Origin of the sequence: Candidatus Poriferisocius sp. (genome assembly GCF_965214065.1) — a bacterium.
Classification (GTDB): Bacteria; Actinomycetota; Acidimicrobiia; order Acidimicrobiales; family Bin134; genus Poriferisocius.
Window position 1 is genome coordinate 1,392,438 of sequence record NZ_CBDCAT010000028.1, and the last position, 21,066, is coordinate 1,413,503.

The window sequence follows — 21,066 nt, forward strand, 5'->3', positions numbered from 1 at the left end:
CCATACTTGTCGGGTGGAGCGCGTCCAGCAGGAGGACTTCGATCAGCAGGACCGGATCGAGGTTAGGGCCCGCGGTCCGCTGGAGGGGTCGGTGGCCATCGGTGGGGCCAAGAACTCAGTGCTGAAGCTCATGGCCGCCTGTCTGCTCGCCGAGGGAACCTCGGTGATCCGCAATGTGCCCGACATCGACGATGTCGCGGTGATGGCCGATGTGCTGCGGGCGATGGGGGTCTCGGTCACACGGTTGGGCGACGCCCTTACCATCGACTGCCCCGCGGTCATCACCCCCGAGGCGCCCTATGCGCTGACCGAGCAGTTGCGAGCCTCCACCGCGGTGCTGGGCCCGCTGCTGGCCGGTGCCGGCCACGCCCGTGTGGCCTTACCCGGCGGCGACGATTTCGGCCCCCGGCCCATCGACATGCACATCGCGGCGCTAGAAGCCATCGGCTGTCGGTTCGAGATCTCGGGGGGTGATGTACATGCCACCGCCGACAATCTGGTGGGCAGCCCGGTTCTCTTGGAGTTTCCCAGTGTGGGAGCCACCGAGAACGTGATGATGGCTGCTGTCCGGGCCAAGGGCACGACGGTGATTGACAATGCCGCCCGGGAGCCGGAGATCGCTGACCTGGCCGGATTCCTGAACCACATGGGTGGCCAGGTATCCGGGGCGGGAACGTCCACCATCATGGTGGAGGGTGTGGACGAACTGCACCCAGCCGAGCACACCGCGATGAGCGATCGGATAGAGGCGGCAACATTCCTGGCCGCTCTTGGAGTGGCTGGCGGGGAGATCATCCTGCGGGGCGCCCAACCCGACCACATGGCAATGCCGTGCCGCAAGCTGGGCGAGATGGGAGTGCGAACCTCGTCGGACTCCGAAGGGATGTGGGCCATGAGCAACGGGCGCTTGCGGTCGGCCGACGTATCAACCCTGCCGTATCCAGGCCTGCCCACCGACTGCAAGCCGCTGCTGGTGGCCATGCTGTCGGTGGCCGAAGGAGTAGGGATCGTTACCGAGAATCTCTTCTCAGGCCGGTTCCGCTACGTAGACGAATTGGTGCGCATGGGCGCTGATATCCGCACCGAGGGCCACCATGCGGTAATCCGCGGGGTGGACCGACTGAGCGGTGCGCCAGTGCGGGCGTCCGACATCCGGGCGGGGGCGGCGCTGGTAGTAGCCGGATTGGCGGGCGAAGGGGTGACCGTGGTGTCCGACCCCCACCACATCGACCGGGGCTATGAGGACTTCGCCGGCAAGCTCAGCGCTCTTGGGGCCGACGTCTGCCGCGTGGGGCACCTGACGATTAGCCGGGGCTGGTTTTCTGATCGCTTTTGGAGCCCCGACGTCCGCCGCGTGAGGCCCGTCGATTAGCCAACAACAGCAGGCCGGCTAGCAGGGCCAGAGGCGCGGCCACCAAGAGGATCTCATCCCAACCTCCCTGGTGCGCCAGTACATCCACGGGTTGGAGTCTGCCAGACGCTGGCCGAATCGGCGGAAGAGTTCAGCGGGAAGGTTGGCGGATTGGGTTCTGGCTGAGACAATTGGGGCGTGCAGAACGCCGTAGCCCAGGTGATCGAGGCGATACGCCCCGCGGTGCAGGCCGATAACGGCGACATCTTCTTGCGAGAGGTAAACGAGGACACCGGCGTGGTCACCGTGGAGCTGACAGGGGCCTGTGTGAGCTGCCCGGCCTCGACGGTCACGCTGAAAGCCGGGGTGGAGCGGATCCTCAAAGACCGCGTGCCCGGGGTGACCGAGGTGGTGAACGCAGGCCAGAACCTGCTGAGCGACGGCTCGCCGGTGGGCTTGTAGCTGCTCATCGAGCATGGTCCCGCAAAGAACCGACACCTGGTACGTCAGCTACGTGCTGATCGCCGCCAACGTGGCGGTGTTCATCGTGGGCATTGCTATGGGGGACAGCCTCGGTGGCAGGAGCACCCTTGACGGCTTGGTAGTGGAAGCCGCCACCGTGGGGGTGGCCATCGACGTCTACAACGAGTGGTGGCGGGTGTTCACCGGCGGTTTTCTGCACCACGGCGTGTTCCATCTCGCGGTGAACATGTACTCGCTGTACATCCTGGGTCTGCTCCTGGAGAGGTGGCTGGGCCGAGTTCCGTTCACCGCGGTGTACCTGTCTTCATTGGTATGCGGGTCTTTTGGGGCGCTGATTGAGACCCCCAACTCGCTGGTCGCGGGGGCGTCAGGAGCGATATTCGGGCTGATGGGCGCCTACGCCGCCATGTTGCTGACCCAAGGGGTGGGCCTGTTCCAGACCCCGATAGGCCCAATTCTGGTCGTCAACCTTGTTATCAGCTTCACCGTTGACGGAATTTCGCTGGGTGGCCATATCGGCGGACTCATCGGTGGCGCACTGGTGGGGGCGGCTGCGGCTCAGGCCATTCGCAAGCAACAGCACACCACTGCTACCCCGGTGCTAGTCGCCGCTGCGGTGGCCGCAGCTTCTTTTGCCGGTTCGCTCTGGGCCGCCTCCCGCTGGGTGGAGGCGTTCTAGCCGCCTTAGAACTGAGCCCGCAGGGTGGAGGCGTTCTAGCCGCCTTAGAACTGAGCCCGCAGGGTGGAGGCGCTCTAGAGGGCCTAGAACTGAGCCCGCAGGGTCTTCAGATTGTGGCGCCACACCCACTCGAGGATGCGAGCCCCGACAATGTCCCCCAGCAAGCCGCCCATCCACCAGGGGAACTGAAGCTCCTCGGCCCAGCAGAACTCGGTGCGGTCGGTGCCTGCGGGGGCAAGGGTGAAACGCCCCTCGCCGGTGACCAAACCGGTGTGGCGCACGCCAATCGCCTTCTTCTCGGCCCATTCGATTATCACCATGGCGTCTTTGAGCCGGATGGGGCCGATCTTGGTGAGGCACTCGAAGGCGGTGCCTACCCCCTCGGTCTGGGAGGTCCGGAAGGTGATCGACTCGGCGTCGGCCATCCACTCGGTGTGGCTGTCGACTCGGCGCACGTACTCCCATACGTCGCCCAGAGGCGCTTCGATGGTGGTGGAAACCCGGATCTTGGCCATTGCCTGCGATTCTAAAGTGGGTCTGACGGTCTATCTGGCAGTCTAAGAGCGGTTTGCAGGGGGAACCGCAGCGGCCAAGCCGTAGGCTTTATGCCATGTCTGATGCCGACATCGAGTTTTTCTGGGATCCGATCTGCCCGTTCGCGTGGATCACCTCACGGTGGGTGACCGATGTCGCCCGCCAGCGGGACTACGCAGTGGACTGGCGGTTGATCTGCTTGTCGATCCTCAACGAGGACAGCGACTACGAGGATTTTCCCGAGGGCTACCAGGAACTGCACTACAAGGGTCGGCGTATGCTGCGGGTGGCCCAGGCCGTCCGCGACGAGCATGGCCCGACCGCCGCCGGTGAGCTTTACACCGCCTATGGATCCACGATCTGGAATCCTGACGGGGTTGTTCGCTCCGAGATGGGAGAAGTCGCCTCCGATGGGCATTTGACTGCCGCCCTGGAGCGGGCCGGACTTCCCCGCGGGTTGTCTGAGCGAGCCGAGGACAAGTCGCTGGACGACGCGCTGCGGGAGTCCACCTTGGAGGCGCTGAGCCGCACCGGGAGAGATGTGGGCACCCCTATCATCACCTTCCATCACAACGACGGTACGACGTCGTTCTTCGGTCCGGTGGTGAGCAAGGTTCCCGCTTCTGAGGACGCCACACGGCTGTGGGATGCGGTGGTGACGCTGGCCGAGTGGCCGTCGTTCGCCGAGCTGAAGCGCTCCAAGCGCGACGATCTGGTTTTCCCATCGGTGTAGAGGCGATGGAGCGGCAATGACATCTGGGGCTATCGCATATCTGGACAACGCCGCCTCGACCCCGCTTTGCCCCGAGGCGGCTGAAGCCATGGCGCCGCTGCATCGGGAGCTGTATGCCAACCCGACCGGCGCGCACCGGATGGCGCGGGACACCCGCCGCTTGATCGACGATGCCCGCGATGTGATGGCCGAAGCCTTGGGTTCGCAGCCCGGTGAGATCGTGTTCACCGGCGGCGGCACCGAAGGCGACAACCTCGCGGTGGTCGGTCGGCACATGAAGGTCGGCGGTGTGGCGGTGTGCTCGGCGATTGAGCACCATGCCGTGCTGGAGCCCGTAGAGCACCTGGGCGGCCGGGTGGTGGCGGTGGACGCGGCCGGGGTGATCGACATGGACGCGCTGGTCGCAGCCCTTGACGACGATGTGACCGTGGTGTCGGTGATGCTGGCCAACAACGAGACCGGCATGGTCCAGCCTTTGGAGCAGGTGGCCGAGTTGGTGCGCTCGGCTGCGCCTCAAGCAGTTCTGCATACCGACGCGGTGCAGGCGTTTCCCTGGCTGGATGTGGCTTCGCTGGCCGCCGGGGCCGATCTGATCTCGGTCAGCGCCCACAAGTTCGGCGGGCCCAAGGGGGTAGGGGCGCTGGTGGTGCGCGACGGAGTGGAGCTGTCGCCGCTGCTGTTGGGCGGTGGCCAGGAGCGGGGATTGCGCTCGGGCACCCACAACGCCGCGGGAATCGCCGGCATGGCGGCGGCTGCCGAGGTGGTGCTGAAGAGCCGGGCCGAGCAGGTGGTACGCCTGGCCGGACTGCGTGATCGGCTGGTGGATGGTGTTGTTGGCGCGGTAGACGGCACAGTGGAGACCGGCGAGCGGTCGGGCAAGGTGGCCGGTTCGGCTCACCTGTGCTTCGAGGGCATCGAGTCGGAGGCGCTGTTGTTCCTGTTGGAGGACGCCGGGGTGTACGCCTCGGCCGCGTCGTCATGTTCCAGCGGGGCGCAGGACCCTTCGCATGTGCTGGCCGCCATGGGCTACGACCGGTTCCTGGCCGGGGGCTCGCTGCGGCTTTCGCTGGGCTATGAGACCACCGACGCCGATATCGACCAGGCGCTGTCGGTGATCCCCGGCGCAGTGGCCCGGCTCCGGGACTACGGAACCGGTTAGGGGACAGGCTGAGCGATGCGAGTGTTGGCGGCCATGTCTGGAGGAGTGGACTCCTCGGTGGCTGCCGCCATGCTGGCCGAGCAGGGACACGATGTGGTAGGCGTGACCCTCAAGCTGTGGGGAGGGGAGTCGGACACCGGGTGCTGTTCGGTGTCCGACGTAGAGGATGCCCGCCGAGTGGCCGACCTGTTGGGATTGCAGCACCATGTGTTCAACTTCGGCGATGCCTTCGATCAACGGGTGGTGGCACCCTATGTGGATGACCACGCGGTCGGGCTGACGCCCAACCCCTGCATCGAGTGCAACCGCCACATCAAGTTCGACAAGCTGATGGTGCGGGCCGAGGCGCTGGGCTTCGACGCGGTGGCCACCGGCCATCACGCCCGTCTGGAGTCATCGGGCGAAGGGTTCCGAGTGCGCCGCGGAGTAGACGACGCCAAGGACCAGTCCTATGTGCTTTACATGCTGGGCCAAGAGCAGATGTCTCGGCTGCTGCTGCCCATCGGTCAACTGACCAAGGCCGAGGTCAGGGAGCGGGCCGCTGATCTGGGCTTGCGGAACTCGGCCAAGCCCGACAGCCAGGACGTGTGTTTCATCGCCAACCGGGCCGGGGGACGACAGGGCTTTCTGTCCCGTCGATTGGGCCAGTCGCCGGCCACCGTGGTGGACGCCGACGGCACTGAATTGGGCTCAGTCGAAGCCGTTCAAGCCGTGACCATCGGCCAGCGCCGAGGCCTCAACCTCGGCGGCACCGACGAGCCCCGCTACGTGACCGATGTGGACATCCCCGCAGGCCGTGTAACCGTGGGACGGCGCGTGGACCTATACACGCCAACCCAAGAGGTGACTGATATCCAATGGGCTGACGGAGTGGTCGATGGCCCGGTTGACATCCAAGTAAGCGCCCATGGAACCCCCGCATCCGGGGTGGTAAACCAAGCGGGCAGAGTCGACTGGCAACACCCCCAACGCCGCGTAGCCCCCGGCCAAGCAGTGGTCTTCTACCAAGGCGATCTAGTAGCCGGCGGCGCGGTCGCGGCCTGAGCGGGGCTGTTTAGACAACCAAGTCGCGCAGGGCAGCGAGGCGGGGGGCGATCAGGTCGGCGATTACTTTGGGGCGGTCGGGGGTGGGGGCTAATGCGGCTTCGCCCCACAGGGCTCGGCCGACGGTGAATCCGGCGCAGCCCGAGGCCATGGCCACCTCTAGCTGGGCGTGGTAGCTGTCGAAAGTGCCTCCGCCCGATAGCAGGGTCCATGGCATGTCGCAGCGGTTGGTGATCTCTGAACAGGTAGCGGCCCATCGGGTTGGGTCGGGGTTGTGGTCGGCATCGATGGGGAACGGCAGTTTCAAGATGTCGAATCCCATGGGGGCGAACCGGTCCACGGTGTCGAGCACGATCTGGGGGCGAAGCGACGGATCGTTCAGTCCGTAATACAGCGGCTCCACCAAAAGGGGAATGCCCACCCGCCGGCACTCGGCCAGGATTTCGGCTGCGGCCTGCTCTTGGGCCGCGGCGTGGGGGCGGTCGGGCCGGTACAGCACCAGCAGCTTGGCCGCGGCGGCCCCGCAGTCGGCTGCGGCCTGAACCGACCAACCGTCGAGAAGGGCGACGGGGGCGGCTTCAGGATCGGCCATGTACCCCTGCGCTTCCAATGCCGCGGTGAAGCCCACCTCGGGGGGCAGCGTGCCGTCCAGCAGCTGGGGGATGGAGTATTCGGGCTCGAGCATCACCCCGGTGGCTCCGGCGGCCAGCCCGGCCACCAGGTCGCGCTTGAGGTCGACGATGTCATTGTGGGACACGGAGTCGGGGTTGTCGGGAGCCAAAACGCTGCGCAGCGAGTCGCGGTGGTCGATGGCCAGCACCGCGAACCGCCCTTTGTGGGAGAGGTCGGCCACGCTCATATCAGTTGGAGGGCACTGCGCCGGCCACCGGCAGCGTCCACGCCCCGGCGCCCCAGTCGGCCTCGATCCAGGTGTGCTCAGCGTCGAAGCAGGGGGGTGTGCGCCGCTCGTCGCCGATCAGCTCGCCGGCCAGGTAGTTGAGGAAGTACATGTTGGAGCCAGGACAGGCCACCGACGTGTGGTAGCCCTTGGGAACCAGTGCTGCGTCGCCGTCTCGGATAACGACTGCCTCGTCGAAGTTCTCTTCAGCGCGCCAGTTGCGGTGCATGGCATAGCCTTCGGGGCGATCCAGGCGGAAGTAGTAGACCTCCTCCAGATAGGGCGAGCCGTCCCGCCCGTCGTGGCAGTGGGGGGGCCAGCCCGACCAGGTGCCCCGGGGTACGAACACTTCATAGAGGATGAGCTTCTCGGCGGGCAGCGGATGGGCCAGCGAGTGGACCACCTGGCGGTAAGCCTGGCCTCCGCCGCGGATTTCAACCCGCATCTCAGACGGCTCGAATACCCGGGCCGGGTAGCGGCCCTCGGCGGGGGCCGAGCCCACCGCGGCTGTAAGCGAGCCCTCGGTGGTGATCTCATAGGGCGTGCCGGGCGGCAGGTAGACGATCCGCCCCAACTCTTCGAACACTGATGTGCGGCTGATGGCGGCGTCGATGTCGCCGGCTCGGACCCGGCCCGATCCCGACAAGGGGACGATGGCCGTCTCCCGTTCAGGCTCGACTCCCGACCACGGAGCGGACGGAGACAGCTCCACCACCGAGAAAGCCACGTTGTCCCATCCGGCCGATTCCGGGGTGATGTTGAGAACCCGTCCCGGTCCCGGTTGGGGGCGAATAGGGCCTGATTGGGGGGTAGTGGCCATGGTCAAACTCCTATGGTCGGGGGAACGAGATCGCCGGATTCGAGTTCTTGCTTGAAGCGATCTAGCAGCTCGCGTGCGCCCAGCGGCTCATAGCCCAGGACTTCAGCGGTGCGGGGAGTGCGGATCGTGGTGTCGTAGGGGATGCGGGCCCCGGCCATTGAGGCCATCATCTCCGAATCGGGCGGAACCGATCTCAGCAGCGAGGGATCATGGCCGAAGACCTCGCAGGCCATTCGGGCCAGCTCCATACGCCCTGCCGGTTCGGCGCCGCAGCAGTGGAAGACGCCGTCGGCTCGGTCGTTGGCCGCGATCAGCCACATGGCCTCGGCACACTCGCTGGCCAGGCTGGGCGTGGCCGCCATGTTGATGTCGTCGCCCTCCCATACTCCGAACTGCTGGCCTTGCGACACCGCGTCGAGCACGGTGGTCACGAAATAGCCGTATCCCGGGTCTTGGCCCCTGGGCATCTCGTCTCGTGCCCAATGGACGCCGTTTACCGCCGACACTCTGGCCACCGCAGCCCGTTCGGCCCGCAACAGTGCGGCCTGCTCGCTGAGGGCCTTCAACACTCCGTAGTAGTTCACCGGGTTGGGCGGAGTGTGCTCATCGGCTCCGGCCTGGGTGCCGTCGAACACCCAGTCGGTGGACACCACAATGAGCTTGGCCCCGGCCTGGTTGGCGGCTTCGGCCATGGCGAGGGTGGCGTCCACGTAGCTGCGCCACGCCAGCTCCCGCTGGTTGTATATCCCGTGGAGGTCGTTGAGGATCATGGAGTGGACGATCACATCGGGGTCGAACTGGGCCACGCTGGACAGCACCGCATCGGTGTCCAGCAAGTCCAGCGGTTCGATGCTGTATCTGAGGGGGTTGTCGGGCACGAACGAGCGAACCGGGCAGTGCACGGTAGCGCCGTGGCGCTCGGCGAAGACCTTGACGATGTTGGAGCCGATGAAGCCGGTCCCTCCGGTTACGTAGGCCCGCACCGCTCAGCCGATCTCGACGTTTCGCTGGAATTCGCTGGTCATGCCGTCTCCGCTCATCAATCAGCCGATCTCATCTATGCGTACGGGGCGCTGTTCTCGGACAGAGCGCCACGCGGCCAGCCCGATCACCAGCGGGGCCCGCCCGTCCGCCATGGTTACCGGCGACGGTTCGCCCTGCATCATGGAGATGAATGCCTCCCACTCGGCCACATACGAGGGGATATAGCGCTCCAAGAAGAAGTAGGGCAGGGTCGGTGCTTGAGCGCCGTCGGCGGTTCGGGTAATCGCCGTGGCGGTCAAGGGATTCTCTGAGGCAGCCATCCCTGCTGAACCGAAGGCTTCCACCCGCTGGTCGTAGCCGTACACCGCTTGTCGGCTGTTGTCGATGGTGCTGATGGCGCCGTTTTCGTGGTGGCAGACGATCACCGCAGTGTCGAGATCGCCGACCTCGCCTATGGCTTCGTCGATCAGCACCGCCCCGGTGGCGTACACCTCGGTGACCTCGCTTTGGGTGACGAAGCGGATCATGTCGAAGTCGTGGATGGTCATGTCGCAGAAGATGCCGCCGGATTCATCTAGGTACATCAGCGGCGGGGGCTCTGGGTCGCGGCTGGAGATGCGCACCAAGTGGACATCGCCGATCTCGCCGGCAGCCACCCGGTCGCTCACGTAGCGGTGACTGGGGTCGAAGCGCCGGTTGAACCCCACCTGCACCGGGATGCCGGCGGACTCCACAGCGGCGATGCCCCGGTCTACGTCGGCCAGGTTCAGGGCCAGCGGCTTCTCCACGAATGCGGCCTTGCCGGCCTCGGCCGCGGCAACCAGCAGGTCGATGTGGGTGTGGGTAGAAGTGCAGATGGCCACGGCGTCGACGTCGTCGGCTTCCAGAATCTCTTCGGGTGCAGCGGCCTGGCTCACTCCGAGGCCGTTGGCCAGCGCCGCCGATGCATCGTCGACCACGTCGTACACCGCGGCCACGACCGCGCCGGGCACCTGCCGGGCAATGAGCTCGGCGTGCATCCGCCCAATCCGCCCGCAGCCCAAGACTCCGATACGCACCGGGTTCATAAGCTCACCTCATCAGATGGGGCCTCATCAGATAGGGGTTGCAGGCTGGAGACCACCCGGCCGTTTCGTATTTCCACCGGGTACAAGGCTATGGGGTCGGTGGCCGGATACCGCACCGCCTCTCCCGTGCGGAGGTCGAAGCGTCCGTTGTGCTTGGGGCATTCCACCTCGCAGCCCAGCAACACGCCCTCGGCCAGGTATGCCTGGCCATGGGTACACAAGCCCTCGGCGCACACCAGAGTGCCGTCGTCCAAGCAGAACAGGGCGTAGGCCTCGTCGCCCACCTCGATCTGGCTGGCCAAACCGGGGGCGAGGGCGTTGGCCGGGCCGAGGTCGACCATGCCGTCGTGGCGGTCGCCGGCCCACACGGTGTGGCCGGTGTTTACGAAGGTTCGGGCGGCGCCAGCCACCGCGGGCACATCGCCGCGGGGTTCGTCGTAGGCCGGGTCGCGCCGCTGGCGGCGCAAGGTGGACAAGATGTCCCGGTAGGCCGCCCCGGTGTTGGGCGCAGCCGGGGCCAGGTAGCCCTTGACCTCCTGGTGCAGCGCGGGCAGGGCGTAGTAGGGCACGGTGGGGAAGATGTGGTGCTCGACGTGGTAGTTCATATTGGAGTACAAGAACCGGAAAACGGGGTTCATGTAGACGGTGCGGGTGTTGAGGCGGTGGTCCAGCACGTCCTCGCGCAGTCCGGCGTGCTGGGTGATGGCGAAGAAGATCATCAGCCAGGCGCCATAGATGGTGGGCAGGCCGACGTACAGCAACGGCACGATGGTCCAGGCGGCAACCGACCAGGCCGTTGTGCCGGCGAGGATGGCGATGTAGGCCCGTGACTCCCACTTGAGCTTTCCGAGCTCGTCGGCGGGGATGAAGGAGCGGGCCTCGTCGTCGATCCGCCCGACGGCATGCTTGGCCGAGCGCGCCACCATCTTGGGCACGTTCAGCACGGGCACGAACAGCAGAGCGATAGAAGCGGGAGTGGAGGGCCGGGGGAAGATGATCTCGGCGTCGCGGCCCACCACGATGGTGTCTGTGTGGTGGCGGACGTGCGACCAGCGCCACAGGGTGGGCTGGCGCAGCAGCATGAACGAGGCCAGGTAGTACACCACGTCGTTGAGCCACTTGGTCTTGAAGGCGGTGCCGTGGCCGCACTCGTGCCAGCGGGAGTCGCCAGCGCCGCCGTAGAGGGCACCATACGCCGCGAAAGCCGGAATCGCCCACCATGTGCCCAGCGAGATCAAGGCCAGGTAGCCGAATCCGGCCAGCAGGCCGAGCCACGCGACGGTGTCGGCTGCGGCGCGGAAATTGCCCCGAACCTGGAGTTGGCGAAGGCGCTCGGGGTCAATCGGCGGGCGGAACCACTCGGCCTCCACCAGGCCCGCGGCGGCGGCCCGGTCGGCCTCGGGGCCGCCGACTCGATAATCGCGGGCGGCTACGGCCATCGACCCTCCGGCCTCACCATCCCACCCGCTGGTCGGCCTTGCCGGCGTCCATTTCAGCCCGGGCGGCCCGCACATCGGCGCTGGCGCTCACCTCGGGCACGCCCACCTCCCAGAACGACCCGCCCTCGGTCCAGCGGTAGGCGTGGGTGTTAATCGCGATCACATAGGTGCGGTCAGCGGCTCGGGCCCGGCCGTAAGCCGCCTCGAGCTCGGCGATGGTGTTCACCGTCTCGGCCTCGCAGCCCATGGAAGCGGCGTGGGCCGCGAAGTCCACCGCGGTCGCGTCCCGCACCCGGGAGTCGGCGATCAAGTTGTTGAACGGAACGCCGCCCTGGGCCATCTGCAAGCGGTTGATCACCGCATAGCCGCCGTTGTCGCACACGATCACGATGAGCTTGTGGCAGGTGAGCACGGTGCTGTACAGGTCGCTGTTCATCATGAGGTAGGAGCCGTCGCCCACCAGCACCACCACCTCCCGGTCGGGAAGGGCCATCTTGGCCCCCCATCCCCCGGAGATCTCATAGCCCATGCAGGAGTAGCCGTACTCGCAGTCGAAGGAATGCACGGCCTGGCCCCGCCATCCGTTCACCAGCTCGCCGGGAAATCCTCCGGCGGCGGCCAGCACGTAGGTGGATTCGTCAGCGGCCCGGTCCACCACCCCCACCACCTGGGCATAGGTGGGCAGATCGCTGTCGGAGTCGCCGGTGGGCCGCTCGGCCGCCGTTGCCGTCTCGGGAGCGGCGATCTTGTCGATGTAGGCGTGGTACTGCGAAGTCTCAGAAGAAGCCCGGTCGGACCATTCCTCGGGCGCACGGTAGGCACCCAGCACGGCTCCGAGTTCGGCCAGGCCCTCTCGGGCATCGGCCACCAGCGGCAGCGAGCGGTGCTTGGTGGCGTCGAAGCGGGCCGCGTTCAGGCCGATTATCTGCACATCGTTGCCTCCGCTGAACACCGTCCAAGAGCCGGTGACGAAATCTCCCAGGCGGGTGCCCACCGCCAGCACCACATCGGCTTCGGCGGCCATGGCGTTGGCCGAGGTGCAGCCGGTGACTCCGATGGGGCCGCAGTTGAGCGGGTGATCGGCCACCAAGCAGGTGCGTCCGGCCACCGTTTCCACCACCGGTATGTTGTGCTGTTCGGCGAAGGCCCGGAGTCCGTCCTCCGACAGCGACCAGTGGACCCCGCCGCCGGCCACGATCAGCGGTCGCTCGGCGGCGGCCAGCGCCGCGGCGGCCCTGCGCAGCTCGCCAGTGTCGGGACGAGGACGTCTGATCTCATGCAAGGTTTCGGTGAAGAAACGGGTGGGGAAGTCGTAGGCATACCCCTGGACGTCTTGGGGGAGGCTGATGAAAGCCGGTCCGCAGTCGCCGGGATCGAGCATGGTGGCGAGGGCGTTGGGCAGCGAATGGACGAGCTGCTCGGGAGAGGTGATTCGGTCCCAGAAGCGGACAACGGGCCGAAAGGCATCGTTGACGGTGAGCGTCGGGTTGCCGAAGTGCTCGACCTGCTGGAGCACGGGGTCGGGGACGCGGCTGTTGAAGGTTTCTCCGGCCAGCAGCAGCAGCGGCATCCGGTTGGCCATGGCCACCGCCGCTGCGGTCACCATGTTGGTGGCGCCGGGGCCGATCGAGCTGGTGGCGGCCATAATGCGCCGGCGGCGGTTGGCCTTGGCGTAGGCCACCGCGGCCAGGGCCATGCCCTGTTCGTTCTGACCCCGCCAGGTGGGCAGGGCATCACCGGCCTGTTCCAGCTCATGGCCCAAGCAGGTGACGTTGCCGTGTCCGAAGATGGCGAACACCCCGGCGAACAACGGCACGGTCTGGCCTTCGACCTCTATGCGCTGGGCAGCCAGATAGCGCACCACGGCCCCGGAGGTTGTCAGGCGGATGGTTTCCATGGCTTGCCTCCTTTCAGTCGATCCTCAGCGATACCACATCTTCCCAAGCGCCGGTCTCCCAGCTCTTGAGCATGGCCGCTTGCACGCTCACGCAGGACAGCGCCTGCTCCATGCCCGCGCTGTGGGGCCGGCCCTCGGCCACCGCGGTGAGGAACTCATGGTCTTGGATGGCCACCATGTCCTCGAAGCCAATGGAGTTGGCGTCCCCGGGCACGAAGGCGCCGTGAAAGGGGTGGCGCTCGCTGGCCCGCACGGTGGTGTAGCCCTGCTGCGGATCAGACGAGCGGAACATCTGGAGCTCGTTCAATGTCTCGTGGTCCCAGCTCAGCGCGCCCTCTGTTCCATAGACGTCAAAGGCCATCTGGCTCTGGGGGCCGACGATGGCCCGGCTGGCCTCGAAGACGCCGTGGCTGCCGTTGGCGAACACGGCCAGCGCGCCGAAGTAGTCCTCGTTGGTGACCGCGCCGACGGGATCGCCGGGCCGGCCCCGGTCGTAGTGCGTGCCAGCCCCTGACGGCAGCGGGCGCTCGGCGATGAAGGTCTCGCCAATGCCCACCACGCGTGAGATGGGACCGTTGAGCATCAAGGCCAGGTCCACGGCGTGGCTCATGATGTCGGTGGTGGCCCCGTGCCCGGCCTGGTCGATCAAAAAGCGCCACGAGAGCAAGCCCATCGGATCGGCCCCGTACATGGAGAAGAAGCGGCCCCGATAGTTGGTGATCGGGCCGAGGTCGCCGTTGGCGATGAGCTCTTGGGCGTAGAGCACCAGTGGGGCGAAGCGGTAGTTGTAGCCCACGCCGGTGATGACCCCTGCCTGGCGGCAGGCTTGTTCGGCTCGGGCGGTCTGGCTGGGGGTTCCCCCCACCGGCTTCTCGCAGAAAACGTGCTTTCCGGCCTCAGCGGCCGCGGTGACCAGGGTTTCGTGGAGCATGTTGGGAGCGCATATGGCCACGATGTCGACGTCGGAGTGCTCCACCGCGTAGCCCCAGTGATCGGCAACCTCTTGGAAGCCGAAGTCGCTTTGGGCGATGTGGCGGCGGGATTCCACGTTGTCGGAGCAGATAACCAATTCGAGGTCGTAGGCGCGGTTGTCGAAAAGGGTGGGCAGGCGCAGATACGAGCGGGAGTGGGCCTGGCCCATCCAGCCGAAGCCCACCACGGCCAGCCCGATTCGCCGCCGGGATGTCATGAACCATCCTTGAAGCGTCGGTCTACTCCTGGGTGGGCCGCCACAGCGTCGAGCAAGTGCTCGGGGGTGCCGCCTCGCAGCCAGATGAGAGCTTGATCCAGGGCCTGCCCTACCAGCCTGACAATGCCCACCGTGGTAGTGGAGGCCACATGGGGGGTGACCACCACGTTCTCGCGCCCTAACAGCGGATGGTCGGGGGGAAGCGGCTCGGGTTCGGTGACGTCGAGGCCGGCGCCGCCCACATGGCCTGAGTCGAGTCCGGCCAGCAGGGCTTCTTGGTCCACCAGCGCGCCCCGGGCGCAGTTGACGATGACCACGCCGGATCGCATGGCCGCCAGCGAGGCGGCGTTGATGATGTGGTGAGTCTCCGGGGTGGCCGGAGCATGGAGCGAGATCACGTCGGCTTCTGACCAAAGCTGCTCAATGTCGACCAACGCGCCCACTGGGGCCGTGTCGATGTAGGGGTCGCACACCAGCACGGTCATTCCCAGTGCCTCGCCATAGCGCCCTAGAAGACTGCCGATTCGCCCGCAGCCCACCAGGCCCAGGGTGCGAGCGTCAAGCTCCATCGCGCCGGGGCCAATGAGTCGACCCGGTCCCCCTGCTGTGCCTGAGGCCAGGCGGGCCTCGGAGCTCTTGAGCCGCTTGGTCGCCGCCAGCATCAGCGCCAGCGCGTGCTCAGCGGTGGAGACCGTGGGAGCGTCGGGCGTGTTGCAGGCGGCAACGCCGTGGGCGGCGCAGGCGGCCACGTCCACGTTGTCGTAGCCGATGCCCGAGCGGGACACCACCTTGAGGTTAGGCAGCTGGCGGCAGGCGTCGTCGTCCCAAGGGCGATCAGCGGCCACCACCACCCCGTCGGCGTCTTCTGGGCCGTCTACCAACTCCACATCAGGGGGAATCGCCACTTCAGCCGGGGGAGTGCGGTCGATCCAGATGCGATGGCGCTTGGCTGCACCGCTCATTCTGGGGATTCCGATGGGTTGGTAGGCTCTCGAGCCAGCATCTCGTCAATCTCCCCGGGCGTGGGCATGGCGTCGGAACAGGCCAGGCGACCGGCCACAATAGCCCCGGCAGCGTTGGCCCTAGTGACAATTTCCACTGGGTCGAGGCCGGCCAGCAGCCCGTCGGCCAGAGACCCGCCGAAGGCGTCGCCCGCGCCCAAACCGCACACCACCTCCACCGTCTTTGGAAGCACCTCAGCTCGCGTCTCGGGGGTGGCCACCAGCACCCCGTCGGCCCCTTGCTTCACGATGGCCAGCGACACCCCTCGCTCCAACAGCCGATCGGCGGCACCATGGGGATCGGCGGTGCCGACGGCGATCTCGCACTCGGTGCGGTTGCCCACCGCCACTGTGGCCAAGTCCACGGCCTGGCTGATGTGGGCGCCGGCCTCCTGGGGGGATGCCCAGAAGCTGGGCCGGTAGTCCAAGTCGAGCACGGTGTAGGGGCGGTGTTCTCGCTGTTTGAGCACCCCTAGAACGGTGGAGCGGGACGGCTCTTGGGCGAACCGGGATCCAGCGGTCCAAAGCACCGGCACGGTGGCGGCGAGGTCGGGGATGTCTTCGGGCCGCAGGTTCATCTCCGGCCCGCGGGGCTCGCGGTAAAACAGCAGCGGCGGATCGGTGGGAGGGTCGAGAGCGCAGAAGGCCAGTGCGGTGCGCAGTTCGGGGTCGGTGGACACGTAGCGGTTGTCCACCCCGAACTTTTCGGCCAACTCAGCGCGGATGTATTCGCCGAAACCGTCGTCGCCCACCCGAGTCACCACTCCGGCCCGGCGGCCCAGCCGGGCACACGCCACGGCCACATTGGTGGGGGAGCCGCCGATCGATTTGTAGAAGGTCTGGACCTTGCTCAGCGGCACGCCGCTCTGCTGGGGGTACAAATCGACGCTGACCCGCCCGATGGTCAGCACCTCAAGAGGGGTCGCCTGGGTTTCAGCCACGCAGAGATGCTAGTTGTGGCCCGAAATAACCTCTATGTGCCGGCTTGGGCCAGTTCGTGTTGGAGGGCATCTAGTTCGGCACCGCCGGCCATCAGCTGAGTCAGCTCAGCCTGGGAAATCCCTTCTTTGGCCCAGTTGCCCATGGACTGGCCCCGGTTGAGGATCACAAAGCGGTCACCCACCGGATAGGCGTGGTTGGGATTGTGGGTGATGAACACCACCGCCAACCCCTGGTCACGGGCCTCGATGATCCGCCGCAGCACTACACCGGACTGCTTCACCCCCAGTGCCGAGGTGGGCTCGTCGAGGATCAGCACCCGAGCCCCGAAGTAGCTGGCCCGGGCAATGGCCACCGACTGCCGCTCGCCGCCGGAAAGCGTGCCCACGGGTTGCTCGACATCGCGGATGTCGATGCCCATCTTGGCCATCTCCTCTTTGGCGATTCGCTTAGCCCCCTCGATGTCGATCTGGCGGAAGGGCCAAATCCCCGTCTTGGGCTCCGCTCCTAGGAAGAAGTTCCGCCACACCGACATGAGTGGGACGATGGCCAGATCCTGGTACACGGTGGCGATTCCTCGACCAAGAGCCTCGCGGGGTGAGCTGAACTTCACCTCCTCACCTTCCATGAGCAGAGTGCCCTCGTCGTGCTGGTGCACGCCGGCCAGGATCTTGATGAAGGTGGACTTGCCCGCGCCGTTGTCACCGAGCACGCAGGTGACCTCACCCGGGTTCACCGTGGTGGTGACCCCGGTGAGGGCGATGATGTTCCCGTAGAACTTCGAGATGTTGTTGAGTTCGAGGAATTCAGCCATCAGCAGACCTCCTTGAGGGTTTGGTTGTCCGAACGTATTGCGAAGAAATGGTCATCGGACTTTCTCCGCTTGCGAGCGCACGTAGTTGTTGACCAACACCGCCACCAGCAGCAGGGCACCCAGCACCAGGAACCGCCAGTTGCTGTTCCAGGTGGCGAAGCCGATACCGGAGGTGATCATGCCCCAGATCACCGCGCCTATGGCCGCACCGATGGCCGATCCGTATCCGCCGGTGAGCAGACACCCACCGACCACGGCCACGATGATGTAGCGGAACTCGTTTCCGTTGCCCACGTCAGCTTGTACCGAGTTGAGTCTGAAGGCGATAACCATGCCGGTGATCCAGGCCGACGCCGACACCAGCATGAACAAGGTGGTCTTGGTCCGGGCTGCGGGAACACCCACTGAGCGGGAGGCGTCTTTGTTGCCGCCCACCGCGAAAATCCAGTTGCCGAATTGGGTGCGGGCCAGGATCCAGGCCCCTAATACCGCGTACACGAGAAACAGCATCACACCCACGCGGAAACTGGTCTGGCCCTGGGTGACGGCCAATTCTTCGCTGGTAGTAAACAACAATTTGGCCGAGATACCCAGCATTACTGAGCTAAGACCAACGAATACCAGGGACCGTCCGACACTCTCATCAGAAGTGAATAGAGTGCGATAAAGGGTGGCCAACGCGAAAACAGCAAATGCAACAAGGCCGCCTTTGACCGCAGCCATGATGATGCTGTAAAGGATTCCATCTCCGTCGGCTAATTCGAGGATCAACGACACCAGTCCTGCCGCCAACCCGAGTACTGTCCCGATTTGCCGGGCGAGCGGGCCGTGACTTGGCGGTGGTGGGGCAGTAGTGCGCCGGGCGGCGATCAGCCGTGTGACTGCTGATGCAGCCATAACTAGTGCGATCAACAGCAGGGCAGTGAACAGCTCTACCCGCAGCTTGCGGGACGCAGCCTCGTACTGGATGAAGAAGGCCAGCCCCGCTACGGCCGCAGCGGTGATCAGAGTGAAGAATACCGCCAGCGCGCGACGCCGGGCGGCCATGCTGAGCAGCACTACCCCGGCAATGGCCAAGATGCCAAAGAGGATGGCCCGTGCGCCTTGCACGGTCACCATGTAGCTGATGCCGGGTATGAGGGCGATCACAGCGCCGATGGCCGGATATCCCACGCCGACTCGTCCTAGAGCGGCCAGTACGGCCAAGACCCCGGTGGCGCCGATGCCGATTGCCAGCACGGCGCGGCCTGGAGTACCGGTCAAGAAGTCGAGGCGGTCGGCATTGTTGGAGTCCATGACCGCGGCGATCAAAATGGCTCCACCGATGGCCACGGCCCCGGCAAGCAGAAATTGGATGACTCGCGGATCGTGCTCTGTTGGGACGGACTCTCGCTCGGCGGTCCTATATCGGGCCAGACACCATCCGGCTATCGCCAATAGCACTCCAGCTCCCATGATGATGCCGAAGATCCAATTAGAGCTCTTGCTGTCCCGTTCGAGCAGCAGGATGTAGCCAACTACGCCAACAACCGCTCCAACCACGAATACCAAGTATCCACCCAGGAGTGGTCTTTCTCGCCGGGCGTAGGCCAGCTCCATGGTGCCGAGTATGAGGACGACCGCGCCGATGATGAGTAGGCCGCTCCAGGCCCAGTCTCTGCTACTCCAGAGATTGCTCCAGCCCTGGCTTTCCCAGATGTGGCCGTTTCGGATCCAGGTTGCACCGAAGATGTTGTCCCAGAACTCATAGCCGCCCGATCGGTCTAGACCTTCAGCGATTACCTTGTTGGTGAAGAGCTTGGTGAAACCCAGTTTGGCCCCGATGAGTATGAAGAATGTGCCCAAAGTAACGATGAAGCTGGGCAGCGAGGTCTTTTCCACCAGCGTCCCGTTGAACCAGCCGATGGCCAAGGCAAAGGACAAAGAGAGCGGCACTGCGAAGTGAAGGCTGAGCCCGGCACCGCCCAACTCGGCAGTATCGCTGCTCAACAGGATCACGATCACCGCGGTGGCCCCGGTCATGGAACCCGACGAGAGATCGAATTCACCCCCGATCATCAGCAGGGCCACCGGTACCGCCATCAGACCGAGGGTGGCAGCCACATCCAGATAGTTGGCCGTACCCCCGGCAGTGCCGAACGTCCCTGACACCAGCCAGAACAACAGCCATACCCCGACTGCGCCAATTAGGGCACCGATCTCGGGCCTGGTCAGCAGCTGCTGGACTGGTCCCCGATGAGCTAATCGCTCGTCTTCGACGGGTGGTGAGCTAGTCGAAGAGTCAGTCGTAGTGGTCACTTCGGCCACGAGAGACCCCCTCTCTGTCGGGAAGAGATTTTGAGTAGGGACTATATAGGAGGCTGACTAGGCAGTGAAGGAATCGCATGTCGTGTGTGATTGCACGCTCTGGCCAGACGGTGACTACTTTTAGTCGCGCGCCAATCTATTTCATTGGCAGGTTGATCGGACCCCGTTTTTTGGTCCACTTGATGTGTGCCCTGTTTTTTGGTCCTGGTTTGTGGGAGTCAGGCGGCGTGTGGTTGTTGTTGGTGGCGTCTCTCGAACTCGGCGGGTGAGATGTTGCCGAGCGATGAGTGGCGCCGGGTCCGATTGTAGAAGATCTCGATCCAGTCGAAGATCGCGGTGGACAGCTCGGTGCAGGTCTTCCATTTCCTGGTGTTCAGCAGCTCGGTTTGCATACGCGCCCAGAACGCTTCGACCACTGCGTTGTCGAACGCGTCGCCCACGGTGCCCAGTGACTGGTTCAGGTTCTCTTTTCGGAGCCGCTGGCTGAAGGCCCATGATGTGTATTGGGTGCCGTGGTCGGAGTGGACCACCGCTCCGGGGGCCGGTCTGCGGCTCGCGACGGCCATGGCGAGCGCGGAGGTGACCATGGCCGCGGTAGCTCTGCGGTCGATGGACCAGCCGACGACCTTGCGGGACCACGCGTCGAGCACCGCGCACAAATAGAGCTTTCCCTCGCGCGTCGGGTGCTCTGTGATGTCGGTCATCCAGAGCTGGTTCGGCCCGTCCCGGTCGAACTCGCGGTTCACAAGGTCAGCGGTCGTCTCGGCCGGGGACCTGCCGGATTTGCGTCCCTGGCGACGGGGCAGGCCGCATATCTGCTGCTCGCGCATGACCGACAGCAACAGATTGCGGCCGGCGCGGTGGCCGTAGACCTCGGCCAGCTCGGCCTGGACACGCCGCCACCCATAGGTACGCCTGGACCGCACCCAGATATCGGCGACGACATCTGCCAGCCACGCCCGGCGCACAGCCCGAGCCAGCATCGGCCTTTGGCGCCAATAGAAGAAACCGGACGCCGAGACGGCCAATATCCGACATGACGCCTTCAGGCCGTGCCCCTTAGCCCCCAAGGCCTCTGTGATCGGGTACAGGTCTTTTGGGCGCATCACCCGATCCTCGCCGAACAGCTCCGACGCCCGCTTGGCCGCCGCCAACTCGGCCTCCAGCTCTTTGATCCGCAGACGGGCCGCCTGCAGCAAAGCACCCTCAGAACTCGACGTGCCACCCACCAACCCCTGATCAACAAGGTCCTGGCGCTTCCACCGATACAGCGTCGACTCCGCTATCCCCAGATCCCGGGCCAGCACGACCACCGACCGGCCACCCCGCATCTGGTCCAGCACCATCTCCCGGAACTCCGACGAATACGCAAACGGCATCCCTGCACCTCCCAGCTCGCAACACCGCCACTCTCACATACCAAGACCAAAACAAGGGGGACAGATCACGTGGACCAACCACAAGGGGTCACGCCAAGGTCACTCTCTCTTTCTGTCAATTACCTGCAGCTTTGCCAAGTCTCCGCCTCAGCCAGTATCACTTCGACTCGCGCACCCAGCAGCAGCCCGGCCGAGTCGTCGTGCGCCGCCAGGGCGCCTTCTGATGCTGGGTCGCTGGACAATGCTTGATCAGCAGCGATGTGCTCTTCGATGACTCGGCCCCAGTGTTCCTCGGCGTATGCTTGAGCAACGGCGGCCTGTTCACAAGCTGAAGCATCCCCTGATTCTT

General features: G+C 65.4%; 20 protein-coding genes. 6 read left to right on the plus strand and 14 right to left on the minus strand.

Features of this window, described 5'->3' with window-relative positions; genetic code table 11:
- Positions 1 to 13 precede the first annotated feature (13 nt).
- The 3 genes from murA to ACOOGG_RS17925 all read left to right on the plus strand — a co-directional run bounded on the left by murA (position 14) and on the right by ACOOGG_RS17925 (position 2,513).
- Entirely contained in the window at positions 14 to 1,372 is a 1,359-nt protein-coding gene (gene murA / locus ACOOGG_RS17915) for a UDP-N-acetylglucosamine 1-carboxyvinyltransferase (protein WP_420437548.1), read from the plus strand.
- Between the two features lie 177 nt (positions 1,373 to 1,549).
- Complete coding sequence (locus tag ACOOGG_RS17920; RefSeq protein ID WP_420437550.1) at positions 1,550 to 1,813, plus strand: NifU family protein; 264 nt, start codon at positions 1,550 to 1,552, stop codon at positions 1,811 to 1,813.
- Between the two features lie 13 nt (positions 1,814 to 1,826).
- Positions 1,827 to 2,513 (plus strand): rhomboid family intramembrane serine protease, encoded by a 687-nt coding sequence (locus ACOOGG_RS17925; protein ID WP_420437552.1) that lies wholly within the window; start codon positions 1,827 to 1,829, stop codon positions 2,511 to 2,513.
- A gap of 83 nt (positions 2,514 to 2,596) precedes the next feature.
- Here ACOOGG_RS17925 and ACOOGG_RS17930 read toward each other — a convergent pair whose 3' ends face one another.
- Positions 2,597 to 3,028: an SRPBCC family protein gene (locus ACOOGG_RS17930; RefSeq protein WP_420437554.1), complete on the minus strand. Its 432-nt coding sequence runs from the start codon at positions 3,026 to 3,028 to the stop codon at positions 2,597 to 2,599.
- Between the two features lie 95 nt (positions 3,029 to 3,123).
- Between ACOOGG_RS17930 and ACOOGG_RS17935 the strand changes: the two genes are divergently transcribed.
- From ACOOGG_RS17935 to mnmA, 3 genes are read left to right on the plus strand one after another with little or no spacing between them, the layout of a single operon-like run.
- Positions 3,124 to 3,780 (plus strand): hypothetical protein, encoded by a 657-nt coding sequence (locus ACOOGG_RS17935; protein ID WP_420437556.1) that lies wholly within the window; start codon positions 3,124 to 3,126, stop codon positions 3,778 to 3,780.
- A gap of 16 nt (positions 3,781 to 3,796) precedes the next feature.
- On the plus strand, positions 3,797 to 4,939 hold the full coding sequence (locus ACOOGG_RS17940) for a cysteine desulfurase family protein (protein WP_420437558.1): 1,143 nt from the start codon (positions 3,797 to 3,799) through the stop codon (positions 4,937 to 4,939).
- A 15-nt stretch (positions 4,940 to 4,954) separates the two neighbouring features.
- Positions 4,955 to 5,983 (plus strand): tRNA 2-thiouridine(34) synthase MnmA, encoded by a 1,029-nt coding sequence (mnmA, locus tag ACOOGG_RS17945; RefSeq protein ID WP_420437560.1) that lies wholly within the window; start codon positions 4,955 to 4,957, stop codon positions 5,981 to 5,983.
- Between the two features lie 10 nt (positions 5,984 to 5,993).
- Here mnmA and ACOOGG_RS17950 read toward each other — a convergent pair whose 3' ends face one another.
- From ACOOGG_RS17950 to ACOOGG_RS18010, 13 genes are all read right to left on the minus strand, one after another.
- Positions 5,994 to 6,842 (minus strand): hypothetical protein, encoded by an 849-nt coding sequence (locus tag ACOOGG_RS17950; RefSeq protein WP_420437562.1) that lies wholly within the window; start codon positions 6,840 to 6,842, stop codon positions 5,994 to 5,996.
- Between the two features lies 1 nt (position 6,843).
- Complete coding sequence (gene iolB, locus ACOOGG_RS17955) at positions 6,844 to 7,701, minus strand: 5-deoxy-glucuronate isomerase (RefSeq protein WP_420437564.1); 858 nt, start codon at positions 7,699 to 7,701, stop codon at positions 6,844 to 6,846.
- Between the two features lie 2 nt (positions 7,702 to 7,703).
- Entirely contained in the window at positions 7,704 to 8,684 is a 981-nt protein-coding gene (locus ACOOGG_RS17960; protein ID WP_420437566.1) for an SDR family oxidoreductase, read from the minus strand.
- A gap of 60 nt (positions 8,685 to 8,744) precedes the next feature.
- On the minus strand, positions 8,745 to 9,752 hold the full coding sequence (gene iolG / locus ACOOGG_RS17965) for an inositol 2-dehydrogenase (RefSeq protein WP_420437567.1): 1,008 nt from the start codon (positions 9,750 to 9,752) through the stop codon (positions 8,745 to 8,747).
- On the minus strand, positions 9,749 to 11,191 hold the full coding sequence (locus tag ACOOGG_RS17970; protein WP_420437569.1) for a fatty acid desaturase: 1,443 nt from the start codon (positions 11,189 to 11,191) through the stop codon (positions 9,749 to 9,751). Before ACOOGG_RS17970 ends, iolG begins: the two co-directional genes overlap by 4 nt.
- A gap of 13 nt (positions 11,192 to 11,204) precedes the next feature.
- Entirely contained in the window at positions 11,205 to 13,088 is a 1,884-nt protein-coding gene (iolD, locus tag ACOOGG_RS17975) for a 3D-(3,5/4)-trihydroxycyclohexane-1,2-dione acylhydrolase (decyclizing) (RefSeq protein ID WP_420437571.1), read from the minus strand.
- A 13-nt stretch (positions 13,089 to 13,101) separates the two neighbouring features.
- Positions 13,102 to 14,277: a Gfo/Idh/MocA family protein gene (locus tag ACOOGG_RS17980; protein WP_420437573.1), complete on the minus strand. Its 1,176-nt coding sequence runs from the start codon at positions 14,275 to 14,277 to the stop codon at positions 13,102 to 13,104.
- Complete coding sequence (locus ACOOGG_RS17985; RefSeq protein ID WP_420437575.1) at positions 14,274 to 15,239, minus strand: NAD(P)-dependent oxidoreductase; 966 nt, start codon at positions 15,237 to 15,239, stop codon at positions 14,274 to 14,276. The genes ACOOGG_RS17980 and ACOOGG_RS17985 overlap by 4 nt, the downstream gene beginning before the upstream one ends.
- Positions 15,236 to 16,219: a 5-dehydro-2-deoxygluconokinase gene (gene iolC / locus ACOOGG_RS17990; RefSeq protein WP_420437577.1), complete on the minus strand. Its 984-nt coding sequence runs from the start codon at positions 16,217 to 16,219 to the stop codon at positions 15,236 to 15,238. The genes ACOOGG_RS17985 and iolC overlap by 4 nt, the downstream gene beginning before the upstream one ends.
- A gap of 32 nt (positions 16,220 to 16,251) precedes the next feature.
- Positions 16,252 to 17,031, minus strand: a complete 780-nt coding sequence (locus tag ACOOGG_RS17995; protein WP_420437579.1) for an ATP-binding cassette domain-containing protein — start codon at positions 17,029 to 17,031, stop codon at positions 16,252 to 16,254.
- A 51-nt stretch (positions 17,032 to 17,082) separates the two neighbouring features.
- Positions 17,083 to 19,338 (minus strand): ABC transporter permease, encoded by a 2,256-nt coding sequence (locus tag ACOOGG_RS18000; RefSeq protein WP_420437581.1) that lies wholly within the window; start codon positions 19,336 to 19,338, stop codon positions 17,083 to 17,085.
- Positions 19,339 to 19,556: 218 nt separating this feature from the next.
- Positions 19,557 to 20,717 carry an IS3 family transposase gene (locus tag ACOOGG_RS18005; protein ID WP_420437583.1) on the minus strand — a complete coding sequence of 387 codons (1,161 nt, stop codon included), beginning with the start codon at positions 20,715 to 20,717 and terminating at the stop codon, positions 19,557 to 19,559.
- A 119-nt stretch (positions 20,718 to 20,836) separates the two neighbouring features.
- The coding region (locus ACOOGG_RS18010) for a hypothetical protein (protein WP_420437585.1) at positions 20,837 to 21,066 on the minus strand (230 nt) is incomplete at its 5' end.